Source organism: Methylobacter tundripaludum (assembly GCF_002934365.1).
Lineage (GTDB): Bacteria > Pseudomonadota > Gammaproteobacteria > Methylococcales > Methylomonadaceae > Methylobacter_A > Methylobacter_A tundripaludum_A.
The window spans coordinates 294,057-314,795 of the sequence record NZ_PTIY01000005.1; the positions used below are offsets into that span (position 1 = coordinate 294,057).

The following is a 20,739-nucleotide window of genomic DNA, read 5'->3' on the forward strand; positions in this document are numbered from 1 at the left end:
AAGGCACCGCATATAAACGAATACCGCACTCAAGCCCAAACTACCCTCACCCTCTCTCATCCCAAGCCTTATCCATCCGCTTTACCGAAACCGGATAAGCGGTTTTAAGCTGTTGGGCAAACAGCGAAACCCTGAATTCCTCCAGCATCCAGCGGAACGGGTCTTGCTCCGGGATAACCTTGTCTTTTTTGGCTTGCTTCTCCACGTCTTTCCAATACCGCGTCGCATAACGGCTGGCTTCCTGGACTTTTTGCAGGGTGTTATCGTGTTTATCCAGCCGGTATTGGATGGCTTTCAGATAACGAGGAATAGCTTTGAGTTGGTGATAAGGCGTATTGCGGATGAACCCGGCATAAATCATCAAGTCCAGCTGCTCGTTAATGTCCTTAGCAAGCGGGTCATTCGCATTCAGGCGGTTCAGCTGAGTTTTGATAGCGCCGTAAAGCTCCATAATTTCCAGCGCGATTTTCCCGGCTTCATTGGCGGTGCTGATCAGTCCCGATTTGTTGGCTTGCAGGCTTTGCTCGAATGCCTGCTGGGTGCGGATGGTTCGGCCTTCGACAAACACGCCGTATAGGGCGACATAAAGTATGTCGTCTTTATACGAAACCTCAGCGTCGTTACCGACAATAGGATGTTTCGGCAAGCGGTTATAGGTCAGTTCCGCGACCGCCGACTTCGGCATATTTTTCAATACATAAGTGCATTCCTTGCGCAGTTGCAGCTGAAACAGACGCATTAATCCGGCCTGATGCTGTAACGCGGCTTTTTGCTCGGTATCGAAAATGCGCACGCCGACCGCATCGCCTTCATCGATGATCGCGGGGAAGCCGACAAAGGCCTGTCCCTTCTGAATAAACTGGTAAGTCTCCGTCAGGTCGTCGAATGCCCAGCCGATGCATCCGGTGTAGTTCAGTTCGTCGGCGGCAATCTGGTCGAAGCTGTCTCCGGCTTTGGCGGTATGCTTGAGCTGCAATTTTTTCAGGTCGCGGCCGTAATCCAGCAATTGGCCCTGATCGTCCACAACCCGGAAATTCATTTTCAAGTGGTCGGTCAAGGTCTCGGTATTCCAGGCATTTAACGGAATCGCCTCGCCGGTCAGTTTTTTTAAACGGTTGCCCAGCCATTCCTGCAACGAACCTTTAAAGTCCGGTTCGATTTCAAGACATTGCTTGACGGTCTCGGGCACCGGCACAAAATGCTTCCTGATGTTCTTGGGCAAGGCTTTAATAAGCGCGATGCATTTTTCTTCCAGCAAGCCCGGCACCAGCCAATCGAAAGCCGTTTGCGAGACTTGGTTTAGTTGATGCACCGGGATAATCGCGGTCACGCCGTCTTCGTCATGCCCCGGCTCGAACCTGTATTGCAGCGGGATGGTCAGGTTGCCCCTCGTTCCCAAGCTCTGGCTTGGGAACGTGTTCGGGAAATCCCATTCGTTGACATAGTCTTCCTCGTGCTCACGCGTTAGATCCTCTCTGGTTAAAAATAGGATAAGGGGGTTGGCGCGTTCCGCTGTTTTGCGCCAGGTATCCAGCGTAACGCCGCTGACCACCTCGGGCGGCAGTTTGCTGTCGTAAAATTCATAAAGCCATTGCTCATCCTCGACCAGATCGACGCGGCGGCCCTTATGCTGGATCATGCCCACTTCTTCGAGCAGTTTCTGGTTGGCGACATAAAACGGCGCGTTACTGTAGTAATCGTGATCGACCAGCGCGGAGCGGATAAAAATCTCCCTCGCGGCTTTGGCATCGACATGGTCGTAAGGAATCTTGCGCCCGGCTTGCAGCGTCAGGCCGTACAACAAGGTGCGCGAGGACACCATGCAACGCGCACCTTTCTTCTCCCAATGCGGATCGTAATAGTTGTGTTTGACCAGATGCTCGGCGCATTGCTCTATCCACTCCGGCTCGATCCTGGCGACATTGCGCGCATACACCTTGCTGGTTTCGACCTGCTCGGCGGCCATGATCCATTTGGGTTTGAGCTTATGCAGGCCGGAGCCGGGGAAGATGAAGAACTTAAGTCCCCGTGCGCCGAGGTATTCGTATTGCTCATGGCGAAAACCGATATTGGACAGCAGGCCCGGTAACAGCGCGCGGTGAACCTTTTCATAGCTAGCCTCATCGGTGTTCGGCGTCATTTTCAAGTCGCCTTTGACGACCTGCATGATCTGCGCGTGAATGTCGAACCACTCGCGCATCCTCATGTAAGACAGGAAATTGTCGGTGCAATATTTGCGCAGCTTGCTGTTGGACAGGTGTTTTTTCTTGTCCTCGTAAGTATTCCAGATATTTAACAGCGTTAAAAAATCGGATTCGGGATGACGAAACGCCGCGTGTTTTTGGTCGGCCTGGGCCATCTTGTCGGCGGGTTTTTCGCGCGGGTCTTGCACGCTTAACGCGGAAACGATAATCGCGACCTCGGTCAGGCAATGCTCATGCGCGGCGGCGATCAGCATCCGGGCAAGCTTCGGGTCGGTCGGAAATTTGGCCAGCTGCTTGCCCACTTCGGTCAGCTTGCCCGATTTATCCAGCGCGTTGACTTCATGCAGCACGGTTTTTCCGTCCCGGATCATCTTGTCTTCGGGCGGCTCAATGAATGGGAAGTCTTCAATGTCGCCGAGCTTTAACGAAATCATCTGCAAAATAACCGCAGACAGATTGGTGCGCATGATTTCCGGTTCGGTAAACTCAGGCCTCGCCAAATAATCGTCGTGCGAATATAGCCGGATGCAGATGCCCTCGGCGACACGGCCGCAACGCCCTGCCCTTTGGTTGGCGGAAGATTGCGAGATGCGTTCGATCGGCAAGCGCTGGATTTTGCTGCGATGACTGTAGCGGCTGATCCGCGCGTGGCCGGTGTCGATCACGCAACGGATGCCCGGCACCGTCAACGAGGTTTCCGCAACGTTGGTCGCCAGCACGATGCGCAGCTTGCCGCCCTTGGGCTTGAACACACGCTCCTGCTCGCTGATGCTGAGTTTCGAATACAACGGCAGGATTTCATATTGGGTCGGGTGGTGTTTTTTTAGCGAATCGGCGGTCTCCCTGATTTCCCGCTCGCCGCTGAGAAAAATCAATATGTCGCCGCGCAAATCCCGGTACAGCTCGTCGACCGCATCGAGTATCGCGTTTTGCAATTCATCCCCCGTTTCATCCGTTGCTTTTTCGTCGTCCGCTTCCTCTTTCGGAACGATAGGCCGATAACGCACGTCCACCGGATAAGTGCGCCCTGAAACTTCGATAATCGGCGCCTTGTTGAAATGATCGGAAAAGCGCTGCGTATCGATCGTCGCCGAGGTGATGATCAGCTTTAAATCGGGCCGCTTAGGCAGCAGCCATTTCATGTAACCGATCAAAAAATCGATGTTCAAGCTGCGCTCATGCGCCTCATCGATGATGATGGTGTCGTACTGGTTTAGGTAAGGATCGTTTTGCGATTCGGCCAGCAAAATACCGTCGGTCATCAGCTTAACCAACGATTCGGCGTGGGTTTTATCGTTAAAGCGGATTTTGTAACCGACCGACTTGCCGATAGTTTCGCCGAGTTCTTCGGCGATACGGTCGGCAACCGTGCGCGCGGCAATCCGCCGGGGCTGGGTATGGCCGATAAATCCGGCCGCGCCCCGGCCTATCGACAGGCAAATCTTCGGCAATTGCGTGGTCTTGCCGGAGCCGGTTTCGCCGCAGACAATCACCACCTGGTTTTCCTGTATCAGTTTGGCGATGTCGTCTTTTTTGCCGGTGACCGGCAAATCGGGGAATGTCAGTACGGGAATGCCGGCAAGGCGCTTGTTCCTGGCCGCGACCGATCGTTCGATACGGCTCGCCAGCGCGGTTAATTCTTCCGGGGATTTTTTGCTGCGGCAGCGGTCTAACTGCCGCTTTAAACCATGCCTGTCCTGGTTTAGACAATGCGCTAACTGATGGGTGAGTTGCTTAAAAAGATCGGGGGTGGACATCTAAAACAGCCGGATAAATTAGCAATGCCGTTAAGTGAAGCCGCTCGTGGTTCGACAAGCTCACCGCGAACGGCTTAACCGCATTGGATAAAATGCGGCATTATACGTTAATTTATCTGTTTTTAATTTTATCCATAGACTGTTGAATGATTGTTTATTAGACTTAAAATTGTTTATCTGATGTGAAGGTGCATCATGATTTCTTCCGTATCCCATACCAAATTCGCCGCACAACCAACTGATTATTCTCAGCGGCAGCCGGTCGCCCCGACGAACAGCCAGGATCAGGACGCTCAAAAAGACCCCGCGTTAAAACCTGCCGATTCCCAAACAACGGACACAAAAAAAACCAGAGAGCTCTCCGAATCCGATATAAAAGTCGTTAACGAACTCAAACAAAGAGATGTCGAAGTCAGGGCGCATGAAGCCGCGCATCTGGCTGCGGCAGGCAGCATTGCGGTAAGCGGCGCCAGTTTTGAATTCCAGCAAGGCCCTGACGGCAGCCAGTATGCCATCGGCGGCGAGGTCAGCATAGACACCTCACCGGTTTCCGGCGACCCGGCCGCAACGCTACGAAAAGCAGACACCATCAGGAGAGCCGCGCTGGCTCCGGCCCAACCCTCCGGCGCGGATATGCAGGTTGCGGCGGCGGCAACGGCGATGGCCGCCCAAGCGCAAGTCGAATTGATGCAGAAAATACAGGCTACTCAGAACGGCGATAAAGACCGGCAGGGAAGCCAAATAAATTTATCGGCATAAAGCATAAGAAAGTGCTAGCTTAATCATTCGTCAAGTTCTGCACAAACGCTTTCAAAAAATCACATCCGTTTAAATCCGCCTGATCAGTGTCATCCGCGTTCTATAACGCCTGATTTGGGCAATACTCTCTCGCCCCAAGGATTATGGAACAATTAACCGATCTAAAAGCCATATTACACTCCAAGCGCGCCAATATTTATTACCTGGAAAAATGCCGGGTCATGCAAAAAGACGGCCGGGTGGTGTATCTCACCGAAGACAACGACCAAAAGCAGTACTGGAACATTCCAATCGCCAACACCACGGTCATCTTGCTGGGCATGGGTACATCGATCACCCAGTCCGCCGTCAGGATGCTGGCTTCCGCCGGAGTATTGATCGGATTCAGCGGCAGCGGCGGCACACCGCTGATTGCCGCAGGCGAAGTGGAATGGCTTTCGCCGCAGAGCGAATACCGGCCGACCGAATACATCCAAAACTGGCTGGCGTTCTGGTTCGACGAAAACAAACGCCTGACCATCGCCAAACGCTTCCAACAGTTGCGCATTGACTATTTGCAGCAGGTCTGGCGCAAAGACAAAGAGCTGCAATCTTACGGCTTTTATATCGATGACGCCGACGTGGAAAAGGCCCTGAGCAACTGCAACGATAAAATAAGCCACAGCTCCAGCGTTACCGACCTGCTGACCGCAGAAGCGCAACTGACCAAAAGCCTTTACAAAATAGCCGCCGCCCGTACCCAACACGGCGGATTTGCCCGCGACCATGCAGGCGAAGACGACGCCAACGCCTTTTTAAATCACGGCAATTACCTGGCCTATGGCTTGGCCGCAACCACGCTATGGGTGCTGGGCATACCCCACGGCTTTGCGGTGATGCACGGCAAAACCCGGCGCGGCGCGTTAGTGTTCGACGTCGCCGATCTGGTAAAAGACGCGCTGATCCTGCCTTGGGCGTTTATCTGCGCCAAGGAACAAATGAGCGAGCAGGAATTTCGCCAGCAATGCCTGCAAAACTTTACCCAACACAAAGCGCTGGATTTCATGTTCGAAGCCGTCAAAACCCTCAGTTTAGAAGGCAGCCAACTATGATGGTGACCTTCGTCTCGCAATGCGAGAAAAACGCCTTAGCCAAAACACGCCGCGTATTGGATGCGTTTGCCAATCGCATCGGCGATTGCACTTGGCAAACGGTCATCACCAACGAAGGGTTAAACGCCGTCAAAAAACTGCTGCGCAAAACCGCTTCCAAAAACACCGCCGTTTCCTGCCATTGGCAACGCAGCCGCAGCCGTAGCGAACTGGTCTGGATAGTCGGCAATCGCCGTAAATTCAACGCGCTCGGCATCGTGCCGGTCAACACCACGAAAAAAACCGTTATCAACACCCAGTGGGAAAACGATTGGCATTACCTGCCGCTGATTAAAGCCTTGACCGCATTGGCGGCGCTGTTTCACGACTGGGGCAAAGCGTCCGCCTGTTTTCAGCAGAAATTGACATCCAAGAAACCGCAGTCCGACCCGTTGCGCCATGAATGGGTATCGCTAATGCTGCTGACCGCGCTGATCAACGGCGAACAGGAAGACGCCGGATGGCTTAAACGCTTGGCTGACGGCGATATAGACGAGGCGGCATTAAAATCATTAAGCCCAAGTAAAAACCCCATGACGGACTTGCCCAATGCCTCCTGTTTAGTCGCTTGGCTGGTCGTAACCCACCATAAACTGCCGATCAATTGGGATGACTCAGACGACTGGCGGGGCGAACCGGCTAAAGACTTGCAAAAGACGCTTAAACGGATTACCGCCGGGTGGGGCTACCAAAACGATATAAATACCGACACCTGTTTCCATTTCCCCAACGGCCTGCCCAGCCAATCGAAACCCTGGCTTAAGCAACTGCAAAAATGGGCGGCCAAACTGATCGCCTGCCTGCCGCGCCTTGAGCAAGCGATGGCCGACGGCAGCTGGCGTGTAGTCTTGCATCATGCCCGGCTCTCGCTGATGCTGGGCGATCATCATTATTCCTCGCAGCCGGCCGACACGGGCTGGAACGGCACCCTGGCGCTGTATGCCAATACCGACAGTAAAACCAAACAGCTCAAGCAAAAACTGGACGAGCATTTGCTCGGCGTTGCCAAAAACGCGCTAACCGCAACCCATCTGCTGCCCAAGTTTGAAGACGAGCCGCCCGCCGCTTACGACGTGAAACGCCTGAAACAAAAAAGCGCCGATAAACGCTTTCAATGGCAAGACGACGCGGTAGCCAAAATCAAAACCTGGAAAACCGAGCAAGGTTTAAGCGGGCAACGCTACGGTTTCTTCACCGTCAACATGGCCGGTACCGGCTGCGGCAAAACCCTGGCTAACGCCAAAATCATGCAGGCGCTGTCCAAGGATGGCGACAGCCTGCGTTACGCGCTGGCGCTGGGCCTGCGCACGCTGACCTTGCAAACCGGAGACGAATACCGCGACCGTATCGGCCTGGACGATTCCGAGCTGGCGGTGCTGATCGGCTCGCGGGCAATCCTGGAATTGCACACGCAAAACCATAAACCGCAAGATACGCAAGCAGACCCACCCGGCGGCTCGGAATCGGCGGAAGAATTATGGGAAGACAACGAAATCGATTTCGATATACCCGATGACACCTTAAGCGCGTTAAGCACCGTGTGGACGGATCGAAGCGGCAACATCGATCCGCGCAAGCAGAAATTCCTCTACGCGCCGGTGCTGGCTTGCACCATCGACCACCTGATGCCCGCGACCGAAACCACGCGCGGCGGGCGTTATATCTTGCCCTGTTTGCGGCTGATGTCTTCGGATTTGGTCATTGATGAAATCGACGATTTCGACGGAACCGACCTGATTGCAATAGGCCGCCTGATTCATCTGGCCGGTATGTTGGGGCGCAAAGTGATGATTTCCTCAGCAACCATTCCGCCCGATTTGGCCGAAGGCTATTTTAACGCCTACCGGGAAGGCTGGCGGCTGTTTGCCAAGACCCGCGACGTCGCCGGCCGTATCGGTTGCGCCTGGATTGACGAGTTTGCAACCTGCATTGAGACACTGTCCCACGGCGACATAGAAGCCTACCGCTCGGTTCACCAAGCCTATACCGGCAAAAAGCGGCTTAAGATAAACAAATTAGCCGTTCGCCGGAAAGCCGAGATTATCGCACTGGATAAAACCGAACCTTGCATCGGCGATGATCAAACCCTCGAACAGCTATTTTTTACCGCCATACAACAAACCGCCGCCGCGCTTCACCACCGCCATGCCAGACCCGACCCGCACAGCAACAAGCGGGTTTCATTCGGCGTAGTGCGTGTCGCGAACATTCCGCCGTGCATCAAGCTGGCTCAATATTTAGCGGAAGCTCAATGGCCCGACGATATGGATATACGGGTCATGGCTTACCACAGCCAGCAACTGCTGTTGCTGCGCCATCATCAAGAGCAGCATCTGGACGCCGTATTAAAACGCCACGACCCCGAGCCAGTTTTCGAGCATCCGCTGATCCGGCAACATCTCGATAACAGCCGCGCCGCCAACATGCTGTTCATCCTGGTGGCGACGCCGGTTGAAGAAGTCGGGCGCGATCACGATTTCGATTGGGCGGTGGTCGAACCCTCGTCGTACCGCTCGATCATCCAACTGGCAGGCCGGGTGCTCAGGCACCGGGACGAAACGCCCGATACCGCCAACATCGCCTTGCTGCAATACAACCTGAAAGCGTTAATCCAAGCCGATGACAGCCCTGCCTATTGCCGCCCCGGTTATGAAAGCAAAGACCATCTGCTGGACAGCCACGACTTAAGCACGCTGATTCCCGCCGATCAGTTGACCTCACTCAACGCCTTGCCGCGCATCCAGCGCAACACCCAACTGCAAGAGACCGAACGCCTGGCGGATTTGGAGCATTACTGCATACAACAGTTGCTTACCGCTTATCACAAACAAGGCCCGGAGCAACTGCAAGGCTGGCTAAGCGGGTATTGGTGGCTGACGGCGCTGCCGCAACAGCTCAGCCCGTTTAGAAAACAGCAGCCGCAACAGACCTTATACCGGATACCGGATGCAAAAGACGATTGGGTATTTGTCGAGAAATCGCTTCAAGGCCAGTACAACCCGGTTGAAGACCGATACAAAATAGATCCCTCGATCAAATTGAGCGAACAAGCACAAGCCAGATGGTGGCTTTATCGCGATTATCAGTCTTTGCTTGAAGACGTGGCCGAACGAAATAACTGGTCGTTGCGTAATACCGCATTGCGTTATGGCGAAATCAACGTGCAAATTGATGAGAATGATATTTTGAAAGGTCGGCGCTTTGCCTATTGCGATCAATTGGGGTTTTGGAAAAAACCGCGATAGGGCCAATGGAGCACGGATGAAGAGCCGGGCTCAATAATTTAGATGTTATTATCTAAAATTATATATAATGCAGGCATAGATTCTCAGTCACTATCGGACATTTTCATCATGCCATTAAAATTTTACGACAGCCCATTTCATGTTAATCACGACGCGGAAACCGCCAGTAAAATGGTCATGAAAATGGACTTATCCATCATGCTTAGCCGTATAATCGAAAGTAAACAATGGACACAAGTGCAGGCGGCGAAACAGCTTGGGGTCAAACAATCCCGCATATCCGATTTAATGAACGCTAAAATTGAAAAATTCACCATTGATGCGCTGTTTGATATGCTGGATAAGCTCGGCTTTCAAATAAACTGGACTATGCCATCATTACAAAAGGCCACGATGGTCATAAAAGCGAAAGCGATTCAGTGAGTTTTCTTTATCCCTGCCAGCAACTCTTTTAAGCGTTGATCGGCCGCTTTCATGGCTTGCCGATCAATACCGTTGGTAGTTTTGACAAAGGCATGTAGCACAACAATCGTATCCAGATATTTTGCTACATAAATGCAGCGAAAAGCCGGGCTGCCGTTTTTTCTCAATTCAATAACACCTGCGCCAATACTATCCAAATGGGTGACCGGTAATTTCGGCTCTTCATCAAACTGAATGCGTCTTAAATCTTTACCAAATTCATCCTGTATTTTATCGGGTAAATCTTTATATTCCTTTTCAGCGGCATCGTTTACAAAGGCAAATTTTTTCGCTTTTTTCATTCAACAATTCCATTGGCGGTAAACCGTTTGATAACCCATACCTCAAAAATAAGCGATGCGTATGGGTTAAAAATCCCCTCCCATATGGATCACATAAAAGTTACGGACAAACAATTTTAAATATTAGACTCCAAACTGCCTGTTCGGCAGTGGATGAAAAAATACAATGCTCCGCTCGTTCCCAAGCTCCTGCTTGGGAACTCGGTATACGAAGCTCCAGCTTCGCGTGACAGGAAGCTGGAGCTTCCAATACTGCATTCCCAAACAGGAGCGTGGGAACGAGCATAAAATATGAATGCACGGGTCGACTTACAATCAACCCTACCTTACACTCTCCTTCGCCATCAATTTAGAAGGACAGTGATATGTTAGACCCCGCAATCGAAAACTTCTTGTCCGAGCGCAAGGCTGCCCGGATCAAGAAGAATCTAAAACCCGGCATCAGCGATCAAGAAAGGCGAGCTATTGAACTTGAAGCGACTGAGTTTTTCCGCTTGGACAACTGGTTGCCCGATGCGGCCAAGCGGGCAGGCTGGCTGTCGATGCTGAGCCATCCCGGCAAATTCACCCACCCCAGCGCAAAGACCAGCGCAATAATTGCCGAGGCCCGGCCCAAACCCGACGGCTTTTTGCGCACCGGCAATGCCGATACCGACCTCGACGTGCTGGGCAATGCGGCCGCCCTGGATGTCCACAAATTCCTGTCGTTGACCTTAACCGACGGGCAAACCGTGCTGGCGCATTTGGAACAAACCAGCGCCGCCATTCAAACGCAATTCGAACTATCCACCCTGCCCTTTTCCGAACTACAGCAAGGCTTGTTAGCCATCAAGCAAAGCTCGGATACCGCCAAAACCTCGGAAAAAATCAAGCAGGTTTATTTTCCGGTCGGTGACGGCTATCACCTGTTGTCGATACTCACCCCGTCGGGTTTGATGTTCAAGCTTAAGGAAGCCATTAACGTCCTGCGTTTTTCCGACGAGGCCAAACAAGCCCGCGAAGACCGCCGCCATCAAGTTCATAACGAACAAGGTTTCGCCGAACTGTATAACCTGTCGGTGATCGGCTTTGGCGGCACCAAGCCGCAAAACATCAGCGTACTCAACAACCAAAACGGCGGCACCGCGTACTTATTGCCGTCATTGCCGCCGCAACTGGAAACACGCGCCATCCAGCCGCCTAAAACCGGCTTTTTCAGCGACAGCCTGTATTACAAACATTATCAGGACAGCTTTAAGGCCTTGCACCGACTGCTTATGGTCAACCACAACACCATCGACATCCGTGACGGCCGCGATTATTGGATAAGCTCAATCGCCGAACAAATCATCGAAAAAGTCTGGCAATTCCGGCAACTACCGCCCGGCTGGTCTGACGCAACCAACCTGCCCTTGGCGCAAAAAATCTGGCTGGATGCCGCCTACAACGAGCAGCGCGAAAACCAAGACGCTTGGCTGGACGAAATCATCCGCGCCATCGCCGACTGGTTTTATATCGCCTACGAAAAAACTGTCGGCAAAGACAAAGCCGTCTTTTTGGGCGATGTCGAACTGGCGCATATACGCACCGTGCTTGGCGCTATGCAGGAGGATTTACGATGAACCGCTTTTTAATCATCCCGCACGTAAAAATCCACAACGCCAACGCGCTGTCCAGCCCTTACACCATCGGCTTCCCGGCGATGACCGCCTGGCTGGGCGGCGCTCACGCCTTGCAGCGTAAACTGTGCGCCGGGCAATTTAACGGGTTGGCATTTACCCGCGCCGCCGTCGCCTGCCACAGCATCGACCTGCAAACCTACAAAGGCCGGGGCGATTACGTGCATTCGATCGTCGGCACCGGCAATCCGCTGGATAAAAACGGCGAACGCCCGTCATTTATCGAGGAAGCCCGCTGCCATCTCAGCGTATCGTTGGTGCTTGAATACGAAGGCGTTGATCAGGACGATGCCGACGCCTTTTTAGCGGCCGTCGAAACGCAGTTAAGCACGCTGAAACTGGCGGGCGGCGACATCCTGGAATTTAAAAAGCCGGAACTACTCAAAGTGAATGGCGCAGACGACTTAGCCAAACTCACCCGCAAACTGATGCCCAGCCATGTGCTGAAAGAGCGCCGCGATTTAATGATCGAAGCCATGCAAAACCAGGGCGGCGACATCGATGCCGTCACTGCGCTGCTCGATTACCTGACCGTCCGCCACCGCAGCGAAAGCGGCGAAGACGGACAAACCGAATGGACCGCCAAACGCAAAAAAAACGAACGCAAAAAAACCGGCTGGATAGTGCCGATTGCGACCGGCTTTCACGGCATCAGCGCATTGGGCAGTGCCGAAAACCAGCGCGACCCGGACACCCCGCACCGCTTTGCCGAATCCCTGGTCACACTCGGCGAGTTTGTGATGCCCTACCGCATCAAGCGCCTGGACGAGCTGCTTTGGCACAGCCATTACGATGCCGAAAATCACTTTTATCTGATTCAACAACACAGCAAGGAAAAATATCATGGCAAATAACCTGAAAGTCACCGTACTGGCCTTCGAGAAAAAACTCGTTCCTTCCGACGGCCGTTTGTACGGCACGAGCTGGGAACGCAGGAACGAGGCGGCCGCACCGCTGAAACTCCAAGAAAAATCGGTGCGCGGCACCATTTCCAACCGCCTGAAAAAAGACTTGCAGAACGACCCGATGAAACTGGACGCGGAAGTTGAAAAACCGAACCTGCAAACCGTCGACAGCTGCGCCCTGGGCAGCGACCAGGACACCTTAAAACTGGCGTTCACCTTAAAAGTGCTGAGCGGCATAGAAATACCGTCCGCTTGCAACAATGCCGAATTCTACGCCAGCTATAAAGATGCCGCCCAAAACTATATCGACTCGGAAGGCTTTAGCGAACTGGCAAAGCGCTATGCAACCAACATCGCCAATGGCCGCTTCTTGTGGCGCAACCGGGTCGGCGCGGAACGGATTGAAGTGGCTGTAACCGTGCGCAACGAAGGCGAACAGCAAACCTGGATATTCGATGCCAAGTCCGTCGGCACCCGCGATTTTAACCATGACCACGCCGACATTGCCCAACTGGCGGCAAAAATCGCCGACGCGCTGGCCGGGAAAACCGAGTTCCTGCTGCTGGAAATCAACGCCTATGCCCAAATCGGCTTGGCGCAGGATGTTTATCCGAGTGAAGAGCTGGTTTTAGACAAAGGCAACAGCAAGTCGAAAAAAAGCAAAATCCTCTACCACATCGACGGCGTTGCCGGCATGCACTCGCAAAAAATCGGCAACGCCTTGCGCACCATCGACACCTGGTACCCGGAACCTGAAGGCGGAGCCATCGGCCCGATAGCAATTGAAGTTTACGGAGCGGTAACCAACCTGGGCAAGGCCTATCGCACGCCGAAAGAAAAAGCCGACTTTTACAGCCTGTTCGACCGTTTTGCGCGGGGCGAAAAGCTGTCCGGCAAAAACGACGAACACTACGTGATGGCCGTGCTGGTGCGCGGCGGCGTATTCGGCGAAAGCGGCAAGGACTGACCATGAACCACTACCTGGAAATCACCTTACAGCCCGATGCCGACATCGGCTTGCATTTCTTATGGGAGAAAGTCTATCAACAGATTCATTTAGGGTTGGTTGAGATGCAGGACCGCAACGGCAAATTCCCCATCGGCATAGCGTTGCCGGGCTACAACGCAGCAAAGCACCAACTCGGCGACAAACTGCGGCTGCTGGCCGAAACCGAAGCCGAGCTTGAACGCTTTAACGCAAGCCGCTGGCTGAACCGCCTGAGCGACTCTGTGCACCTGACCGGCATACGCAACGTCCCCGGCCGCATCCAAACCCATGCCTGTTATTACCGGATTCAGCCTAAAAGCAGCAACGCCAGAATGGCAAGGCGCAAGGCCAAGCGGGAAAACATCGGCATTGAACAAGCGCTGGCCGCACTCGAAAGCTGCCCGGAGCAACGTAGCGATGCGCCTTTTGTATGGATTAAAAGCCTAAGCAGCGGGGAAAGGTTTCGTTTGTTTATAGGCTATGTCGAAGCGCCGGAACCAATCAACGCAGGTTTTAACGCTTATGGCTTAAGCCGGCAAAGCAGCGTTCCTGTTTTTTGACCATCGGTAGGTCAGGCTCTTTAAAAACACATTTAAATCAGTCGATTAGCTTGGGCGTGTTTTTCAATGGTAAAAACGGAAAAATACGCCTAAGCTGTTGATGCATTTGTTTTATCACGGATAAATCTGCTGTTCACTGCCGCACAGGCAGCTTAGAAATTCCGGTTATGCCGCCATTTATATCTGCATACGTTCACTGCCGCACAGGCAGCTTAGAAAAGTGAGGATATGTCCGGCAACAGCAACTCGACGTTCACTGCCGCACAGGCAGCTTAGAAAAAGCACACCATCCTCTGGGCGGTCAATCGTCGGTTCACTGCCGCACAGGCAGCTTAGAAAGGTAACGTATATATCTGACCAGGCAGGTTTCCGTTCACTGCCGCACAGGCAGCTTAGAAAAATACGACGCCCTGATTCATCTCGCCGCTGGGGTTCACTGCCGCACAGGCAGCTTAGAAAACCCGCTGCCTCGTTGCGGCTGCCAGTTACCAGTTCACTGCCGCACAGGCAGCTTAGAAACTTTGAGCGTAACCGGATGACCGGAAACATTGGTTCACTGCCGCACAGGCAGCTTAGAAATTATCCGGCTGAGCACATTACTTTCCGCAGCCGTTCACTGCCGCACAGGCAGCTTAGAAAGGCGATCCAACGGCACCGACTCCGTCGCTATTGTTCACTGCCGCACAGGCAGCTTAGAAAAGTTGAACTTTTCGCTGTTCAGTCCCAGTTTCGTTCACTGCCGCACAGGCAGCTTAGAAATAACGAGTCGGTCAAGGCGAACCGCTGACCGCGTTCACTGCCGCACAGGCAGCTTAGAAAACGATCATAAAGCGATTCCTGGGCAATTTCGTGTTCACTGCCGCACAGGCAGCTTAGAAAAAGGCCACTAATGCAGCAGCTTTTCCTAAATTGTTCACTGCCGCACAGGCAGCTTAGAAAACGCTTAAGCGCCCGGATAAAATGCGGTTTCCGTTCACTGCCGCACAGGCAGCTTAGAAAATCCATGATCCCAAAAAACAGCAAACGATTTAGTTCACTGCCGCACAGGCAGCTTAGAAAAATCCAGGTACGGGTGCGGGTCGGGCTGTTCTGTTCACTGCCGCACAGGCAGCTTAGAAATAGTGTCGAGGTCAACGATCGGACGGTAATGAGTTCACTGCCGCACAGGCAGCTTAGAAAGCCTCGCGGCCTGCTTGCACAAGTCCAGAAAAGTTCACTGCCGCACAGGCAGCTTAGAAATAATAGTTCTGGCGGAAGATGAAATAGGCGTTGTTCACTGCCGCACAGGCAGCTTAGAAAAAGAGCAATATTCGCAGTTCGCGGAGTGTTGGGTTCACTGCCGCACAGGCAGCTTAGAAAATCTTACGTCCGGCTGATTATGTGTTGGCCGAGTTCACTGCCGCACAGGCAGCTTAGAAAATCTTACGTCCGGCTGATTATGTGTTGGCCGAAGTTCACTGCCGCACAGGCAGCTTAGAAATTTAAATTCAATCTCGACCTCTCCGCTTTCGTTGTTCACTGCCGCACAGGCAGCTTAGAAAACCAATGTTGAATGAGAATCTAACCCGTCCAAGTTCACTGCCGCACAGGCAGCTTAGAAAAGTATTGACTATTTCATATCGCACAGGAAGCGGTTCACTGCCGCACAGGCAGCTTAGAAATGTCGTATGGTTGGGCTTCTGAGTTTACAACTGTTCACTGCCGCACAGGCAGCTTAGAAAATCAATGACTTATTGTTGGCATAGGTATCAGTGTTCACTGCCGCACAGGCAGCTTAGAAAAGCGAGCGACGATCTTCAACCGCATCGACAATGTTCACTGCCGCACAGGCAGCTTAGAAAATTGCCGCACAGGTAAACCCAGTGTTTACAGCGTTCACTGCCGCACAGGCAGCTTAGAAATAGTTGTCCAGTTACCAGCGAGCGACGATCTTGTTCACTGCCGCACAGGCAGCTTAGAAAATTACCTATCGTCACGCAACTTCGCAGAATCAGTTCACTGCCGCACAGGCAGCTTAGAAACGTTATTTTAGATGTGTCGGCATCAGAATAATGTTCACTGCCGCACAGGCAGCTTAGAAATCAACCATTCGGTTAGTTTCAAACACTGAAATGTTCACTGCCGCACAGGCAGCTTAGAAAAAGTGAATAGTCAAATCGCCACTTTAAGATTAGTTCACTGCCGCACAGGCAGCTTAGAAAAATTAGGCGCTATTGGCGGCGCTGTTGCGGCTGTTCACTGCCGCACAGGCAGCTTAGAAATAAACTCAGCCGAATTGCCGTTTAGATTAAGCGTTCACTGCCGCACAGGCAGCTTAGAAATGTGCATTTTGAACGGCGATATCGAGATAGCCGTTCACTGCCGCACAGGCAGCTTAGAAAAGCATCTAGCCATTCTTGATACTCCGTATTATGTTCACTGCCGCACAGGCAGCTTAGAAAGTGCGTTGTAGATCCTCAGAATTACGGGCAATGTTCACTGCCGCACAGGCAGCTTAGAAAATGCGTAGTAGACCCAGCTAATGCTGGGCAATGTTCACTGCCGCACAGGCAGCTTAGAAATATCAAAAAATGGCTGCATTACGGATAGATGGGTTCACTGCCGCACAGGCAGCTTAGAAAGAAAGGGACGGACCCAGAGAACTTTTTTTATTTGTTCACTGCCGCACAGGCAGCTTAGAAAATATAATCCTGAAACTGGAAATGGAACCTGTAAGTTCACTGCCGCACAGGCAGCTTAGAAACTACATGCTCGAAAACCCTGTGAGCAACATTTGTTCACTGCCGCACAGGCAGCTTAGAAATTCCGACCGCATCTACTGAGAGCCTCCATTTTGTTCACTGCCGCACAGGCAGCTTAGAAATAAACCCTTCGGAGACAGCGCGGGGGCGGGATGTTCACTGCCGCACAGGCAGCTTAGAAAGTAGGCGGCGATATTGCGCCCGACTGTTTTAAAGTTCACTGCCGCACAGGCAGCTTAGAAAAGTTTAGATTGCCTAGCCGCTTCAATTCAGCCGTTCACTGCCGCACAGGCAGCTTAGAAATAAAAACCAAAATGGTAGCGCCGGGGAAAATTGTTCACTGCCGCACAGGCAGCTTAGAAAATCACGGGCGCTTTTTTGTCGTCGTCCTTGTCGTTCACTGCCGCACAGGCAGCTTAGAAAATAAATATTAAAAACTGATGTTACGCACAGATAGTTTTTGTCTTGTTTGTCGCGCTGCATGGATGGAGTGCATGAAAGCACTCAATTCGCGGCAATTGCTCCATGCATTGCTCTACCTCCTGCATCCTGCAGTCGTGAATCCCGGCAATCCATGCCGGGATGACGTATTTTTAAAGACTTGTGTATAACGACGAGCGTAGCGCGCGGAAACAAGAAAAATGGCAAGCCAATGCATTGGGAGCAAATAAGCCGCTGGTTTTATTCAGGCTTATTTAAAGCATCTGAAAAATCGATCAACCAAGCGTCCTGAAAATAGTGGGTTATAAGATAAGCGACCAGGTTTACCCACTGTACACCCCCGTCCAGTATCGCCGAATCGGAGGTAATCGCAATGTTACGGCTGCTCCGAATGGCCTGGTCCGGGTTTTCAATTAACTCCGCCCGCCAGTTCCAGCTATGAATCTTGGCAATGTCCCGAACCATCTCCGCAAGCCGCCCGCTATTGGATACGGGTTTGTCAAACAACCACAGCACATTTGCGGGGGAAAAGGATTGCAGCACGTTGCCGATCAGCTCAATCGCCTGCCGGGTTTCATGCACCTGCCGGTACGTCCCATGAATACTGGCAATATCCCGTATGCAACCATCGCAGCAACGCAGTAATAATCCTCCAGCCATAGCCGTTTCAACGGAAATAATCAGATTAAATCCGTCAATAACCAATTGCCGGTCTTCGATTTGTTCAATAGGGAGACACTTTGTCTGTCTTAACTCCCGGTTGATACTGGAACAAGCCGCCCTGGAAATTGCCAGGCGCTGGCGTTTTGCTAGCTGATGATGGTCGCCAACCAGTTGAATAACCGAGTGCCTTGCATAGCCGCGATTAAGCAGCCAGCAAAATTCATAAACCGCATCATGCAAGCGGTGTAATTGTTCGCCGCCGAATAACACTTTGTCGTTCAAATGTACGCTACGATGTCTTTGTTCGTGGGTATTCATCTATTCAGCCCTTGATTCATCACAAGTCATCCGCCCATAATGAAATGATGTTCAACAGATTAATAACACATCCTGATGAGAGATTTAGACGAACTCTTTGCGGCGCTCTCAAAGTCGGCTTTCCGCAAAAAATTTCATCTCCAGGGCAAAGACCTTGTCTATTTGCAAACCAAAGGACTGCCGACGATTATCGTTCATGCCGGGGATTTTATCGCAAAGCGCCTGGCCCCGGCAGTGATTAAAAATGACGGCAAACAAACCCCTTTCCGGGGTCATCCGGTTTTTGTAGCGCAACATGCAACAGCCTGTTGCTGCCGCGGTTGTCTGGAAAAATGGCACAGGATACCAAAAGGGCGTCCCCTGACTCAGGATGAAGAGGATTATGTACTCAAGGTCCTGGAACGATGGCTGCATAATGAAATGTAAAGCAGTGAATCAAGCCGTATTGCAAACGACTTAAGTCAACCGCACCGTTAGGGAGCGCTGATTTAGTCCTTCGACAGGCTCAGGACGAACGGTAACTTATCGATTCCGTTCGTGGTGAGCCTGTCGAACCATGAACGGAAGCGATTTATTAGGCGCTTCCCTGGACCGTTATTCATTCGCCGGCAATTGTGCTTCGCGCCCGCCGGGACGGTATCGATCCATCACTTCGTCCAGCTTATCGTTGGTGATGCCGGGGTTCGCCTTTTGCAGACAACTTAGAAGAATCGCCTTGTTGGAATGGACACGCTCAGCAGTAGGCCGCGTTCCTTGCGGGGCCGGAGAAACATTCCTGAAACAGACAGTGAACTGTTCCTGCGTGATGTTGAGGTCGTGACTGATCTTGTCGGCAGGCCGTTTCGGATCTTCCGGCAGGAAAGCAGGGGCTGCAATAGCCGCATCCGACAATAGCAGTATAGCAACAAGCAAGGATGACTTTATATAAGCACTCATAACGCTCTCCATCAATATTTTCTAATCATGCTACGTTATTTATAACCGTCGGCAATGCGTTGCAGCGTCAATGTGACCAGCGCCTGAGCCCGTTCCATGCTGCCCGCTTCCGCATAGCAACGCAGTTCCGGCGCATTGCCGGACGGACGCAAATGCACGATCTCGCCGTTTTCGAAAGTCAGGCGCAAGCCGTCGGTCAAATCCCGCTGGGCAGGCGCGCCCAGCTCATCATCCCACAGGCTTCGATAAGCGGTGTCGTCGCGTTGCAAGCTGTCCAGCAACGCGCGGCTGTTCGCAACCGGGAAATCCTGCAAGCGGTCGCTGGCGGTATAACGTTGCGGCAAACCGGCTAGCAGGTCCGATACTTTGCAACCTTGTTGCCGGGCCATCGCCAGCACCGCCAAAGCGGGCAATATGGCGTCACGGGTCGGCAGCGCGGCCAGAGCCTGCCGTCCGACAGTCAAGCCATTACCCGCCAGAAAGCCGCCGTTGGCTTCAAAACCCGCCACGCTGGAGCCGCCCGTAGCGAGCGCCTGCTCCATACCGGCAATCACATACGGCGAACCGATACGGGTGCGGATCACCTGCCGAAATAGTCCCGATGCTTCGATCGCGGTATTGCAGCTCACCGGCGTGACCACGGTATCCGCACCCAAAAAGTGCGCGCACAGCAAGCCGACAATGTCGCCACGCAGCCAGTTGCCGGTCTCGTCGCCAATCAGCGGCCGGTCGCCGTCTCCGTCGGTAGAGATGATCGCATCCAGACGATGCTCGGCCGCCCAAGCCAGTCCGCGCTGACGGTCTTCCTCGCTGACCGCTTCGGTGTCGATAGGCACAAAGGTATCGGTGCGGCCCAAGCTGACCACATCCGCGCCCAGTGCGCCCAGCACATCGCTCAGGCAATCGCGCGCGGCGCTGGAATGCTCATAAATCCCGACCCGCCAGCCGCTCAACAAATCGGCTGCAAACAGGTCGGTATAACGCTGCCGGTACTGGTGCAAGGCGGCGGGATTGACGGTCAATACATTTGCATCGGCTCCTTCTCCCTCAGGGAGAAGGCTGGGATGAGGGGGTAAAAATAAGCTTTTTTCCTCCAGCTCGATTTCGGCGCCCGTGATGGCCGCTTCGTCGGCTTTGCTGATCTCGCCTTCTGCCCGGTAAAACTTGATGCCGTTGCGATCGAACGGGATATGGCTGCCAGTCACCATGATGGCCGGTATGCCTTGCGCCAAGGCATACAAGGCCAGCGCCGGGGTGGGCAGCATCCCGCAAAAATCCACCTCGCAACCGGCTTGGCGGATACCGGCCGCGCAAGCGCGGACGATGGCCGGGCTGGACGGGCGCAAGTCCATGCCCAAGGCGACTCTTTGCCCCGGTTTAGCAAGGCCCAGACCGTGCAAAAACGCCAGGCTGTAAGCGGCGCAGACTTGATCGGTCATTTGGCTGACCAGCCCGCGCGCGCCGCTGGTGCCGAACGCCACGCCGCTCTCGGCCATCATGTGTTGGATATTGATTTTTGTCATGGGAAATTGGTTTGCAAAGTTATATGGCGGATTCAACTCCGAAGTGCAATTCTAGTAATCATGCGGCATCCCTCTCTTGTTCAGGAAAAAAGACCTCATGAGGTGTTTTAAAATTGAGTGTTTTTCGAGGGCGATGGTTGAGCTTAT

The 20,739-nt window shown here is 52.9% G+C and carries 14 protein-coding genes and 1 CRISPR repeat array; of the genes, 9 read left to right on the forward strand and 5 right to left on the reverse strand.

What is annotated here, in order from left to right; genetic code table 11:
• Positions 1 to 46 precede the first annotated feature (46 nt).
• A complete protein-coding gene (gene hrpA / locus B0F88_RS08545) occupies positions 47 to 3,961 on the reverse strand; it encodes an ATP-dependent RNA helicase HrpA (RefSeq protein ID WP_104423515.1) in 3,915 nt (1,304 codons plus the stop codon).
• 195 nt (positions 3,962 to 4,156) lie between these two features.
• On the opposite strand from hrpA, the gene B0F88_RS08550 reads away from it, so the two are divergent.
• The 4 genes from B0F88_RS08550 to B0F88_RS08565 all read left to right on the forward strand — a co-directional run bounded on the left by B0F88_RS08550 (position 4,157) and on the right by B0F88_RS08565 (position 9,518).
• Positions 4,157 to 4,720: a putative metalloprotease CJM1_0395 family protein gene (locus B0F88_RS08550; protein WP_104423516.1), complete on the forward strand. Its 564-nt coding sequence runs from the start codon at positions 4,157 to 4,159 to the stop codon at positions 4,718 to 4,720.
• 143 nt (positions 4,721 to 4,863) lie between these two features.
• Positions 4,864 to 5,811, forward strand: a complete 948-nt coding sequence (gene cas1f, locus B0F88_RS08555) for a type I-F CRISPR-associated endonuclease Cas1f (protein ID WP_104423517.1) — start codon at positions 4,864 to 4,866, stop codon at positions 5,809 to 5,811.
• Positions 5,808 to 9,095, forward strand: a complete 3,288-nt coding sequence (gene cas3f / locus B0F88_RS08560; RefSeq protein WP_104423518.1) for a type I-F CRISPR-associated helicase Cas3f — start codon at positions 5,808 to 5,810, stop codon at positions 9,093 to 9,095. Before cas1f ends, cas3f begins: the two co-directional genes overlap by 4 nt.
• Before the next feature lie 108 nt (positions 9,096 to 9,203).
• A complete protein-coding gene (locus B0F88_RS08565) occupies positions 9,204 to 9,518 on the forward strand; it encodes a helix-turn-helix domain-containing protein (RefSeq protein WP_104423544.1) in 315 nt (104 codons plus the stop codon).
• Here B0F88_RS08565 and B0F88_RS08570 read toward each other — a convergent pair.
• Positions 9,512 to 9,859: a type II toxin-antitoxin system RelE/ParE family toxin gene (locus tag B0F88_RS08570; protein WP_104423519.1), complete on the reverse strand. Its 348-nt coding sequence runs from the start codon at positions 9,857 to 9,859 to the stop codon at positions 9,512 to 9,514. The two genes, B0F88_RS08565 and B0F88_RS08570, sit on opposite strands and share 7 nt — an antisense overlap.
• Positions 9,860 to 10,224: 365 nt before the next feature.
• Here B0F88_RS08570 and csy1 point away from each other — a divergent pair, with 365 nt between their 5' ends.
• From csy1 to cas6f, 4 genes are read left to right on the forward strand one after another with little or no spacing between them, the layout of a single operon-like run.
• Positions 10,225 to 11,460, forward strand: a complete 1,236-nt coding sequence (gene csy1 / locus B0F88_RS08575) for a type I-F CRISPR-associated protein Csy1 (RefSeq protein ID WP_104423520.1) — start codon at positions 10,225 to 10,227, stop codon at positions 11,458 to 11,460.
• On the forward strand, positions 11,457 to 12,371 hold the full coding sequence (gene csy2 / locus B0F88_RS08580) for a type I-F CRISPR-associated protein Csy2 (protein WP_104423521.1): 915 nt from the start codon (positions 11,457 to 11,459) through the stop codon (positions 12,369 to 12,371). Before csy1 ends, csy2 begins: the two co-directional genes overlap by 4 nt.
• Positions 12,361 to 13,389 carry a type I-F CRISPR-associated protein Csy3 gene (gene csy3 / locus B0F88_RS08585; RefSeq protein WP_104423522.1) on the forward strand — a complete coding sequence of 343 codons (1,029 nt, stop codon included), beginning with the start codon at positions 12,361 to 12,363 and terminating at the stop codon, positions 13,387 to 13,389. The genes csy2 and csy3 overlap by 11 nt, the downstream gene beginning before the upstream one ends.
• A gap of 2 nt (positions 13,390 to 13,391) precedes the next feature.
• Positions 13,392 to 13,970 carry a type I-F CRISPR-associated endoribonuclease Cas6/Csy4 gene (gene cas6f / locus B0F88_RS08590; protein WP_104423523.1) on the forward strand — a complete coding sequence of 193 codons (579 nt, stop codon included), beginning with the start codon at positions 13,392 to 13,394 and terminating at the stop codon, positions 13,968 to 13,970.
• 131 nt (positions 13,971 to 14,101) lie between these two features.
• Positions 14,102 to 17,134: a CRISPR direct-repeat array (repeat unit 28 nt; unit sequence GTTCACTGCCGCACAGGCAGCTTAGAAA).
• Between the two features lie 258 nt (positions 17,135 to 17,392).
• Here cas6f and B0F88_RS08595 read toward each other — a convergent pair.
• Positions 17,393 to 18,133: a DUF434 domain-containing protein gene (locus tag B0F88_RS08595; protein ID WP_104423524.1), complete on the reverse strand. Its 741-nt coding sequence runs from the start codon at positions 18,131 to 18,133 to the stop codon at positions 17,393 to 17,395.
• A gap of 75 nt (positions 18,134 to 18,208) precedes the next feature.
• Here B0F88_RS08595 and B0F88_RS08600 point away from each other — a divergent pair, with 75 nt between their 5' ends.
• Positions 18,209 to 18,559 (forward strand): DUF4186 domain-containing protein, encoded by a 351-nt coding sequence (locus tag B0F88_RS08600; protein ID WP_104423525.1) that lies wholly within the window; start codon positions 18,209 to 18,211, stop codon positions 18,557 to 18,559.
• 168 nt (positions 18,560 to 18,727) lie between these two features.
• Here B0F88_RS08600 and B0F88_RS08605 read toward each other — a convergent pair whose 3' ends face one another.
• Both B0F88_RS08605 and B0F88_RS08610 read right to left on the reverse strand, forming a co-directional pair.
• A complete protein-coding gene (locus tag B0F88_RS08605) occupies positions 18,728 to 19,069 on the reverse strand; it encodes a hypothetical protein (protein ID WP_258076605.1) in 342 nt (113 codons plus the stop codon).
• Positions 19,070 to 19,104: 35 nt separating this feature from the next.
• Positions 19,105 to 20,592: a phosphomannomutase gene (locus B0F88_RS08610; protein WP_104423527.1), complete on the reverse strand. Its 1,488-nt coding sequence runs from the start codon at positions 20,590 to 20,592 to the stop codon at positions 19,105 to 19,107.
• Between the last annotated feature and the right edge of the window lie 147 nt (positions 20,593 to 20,739).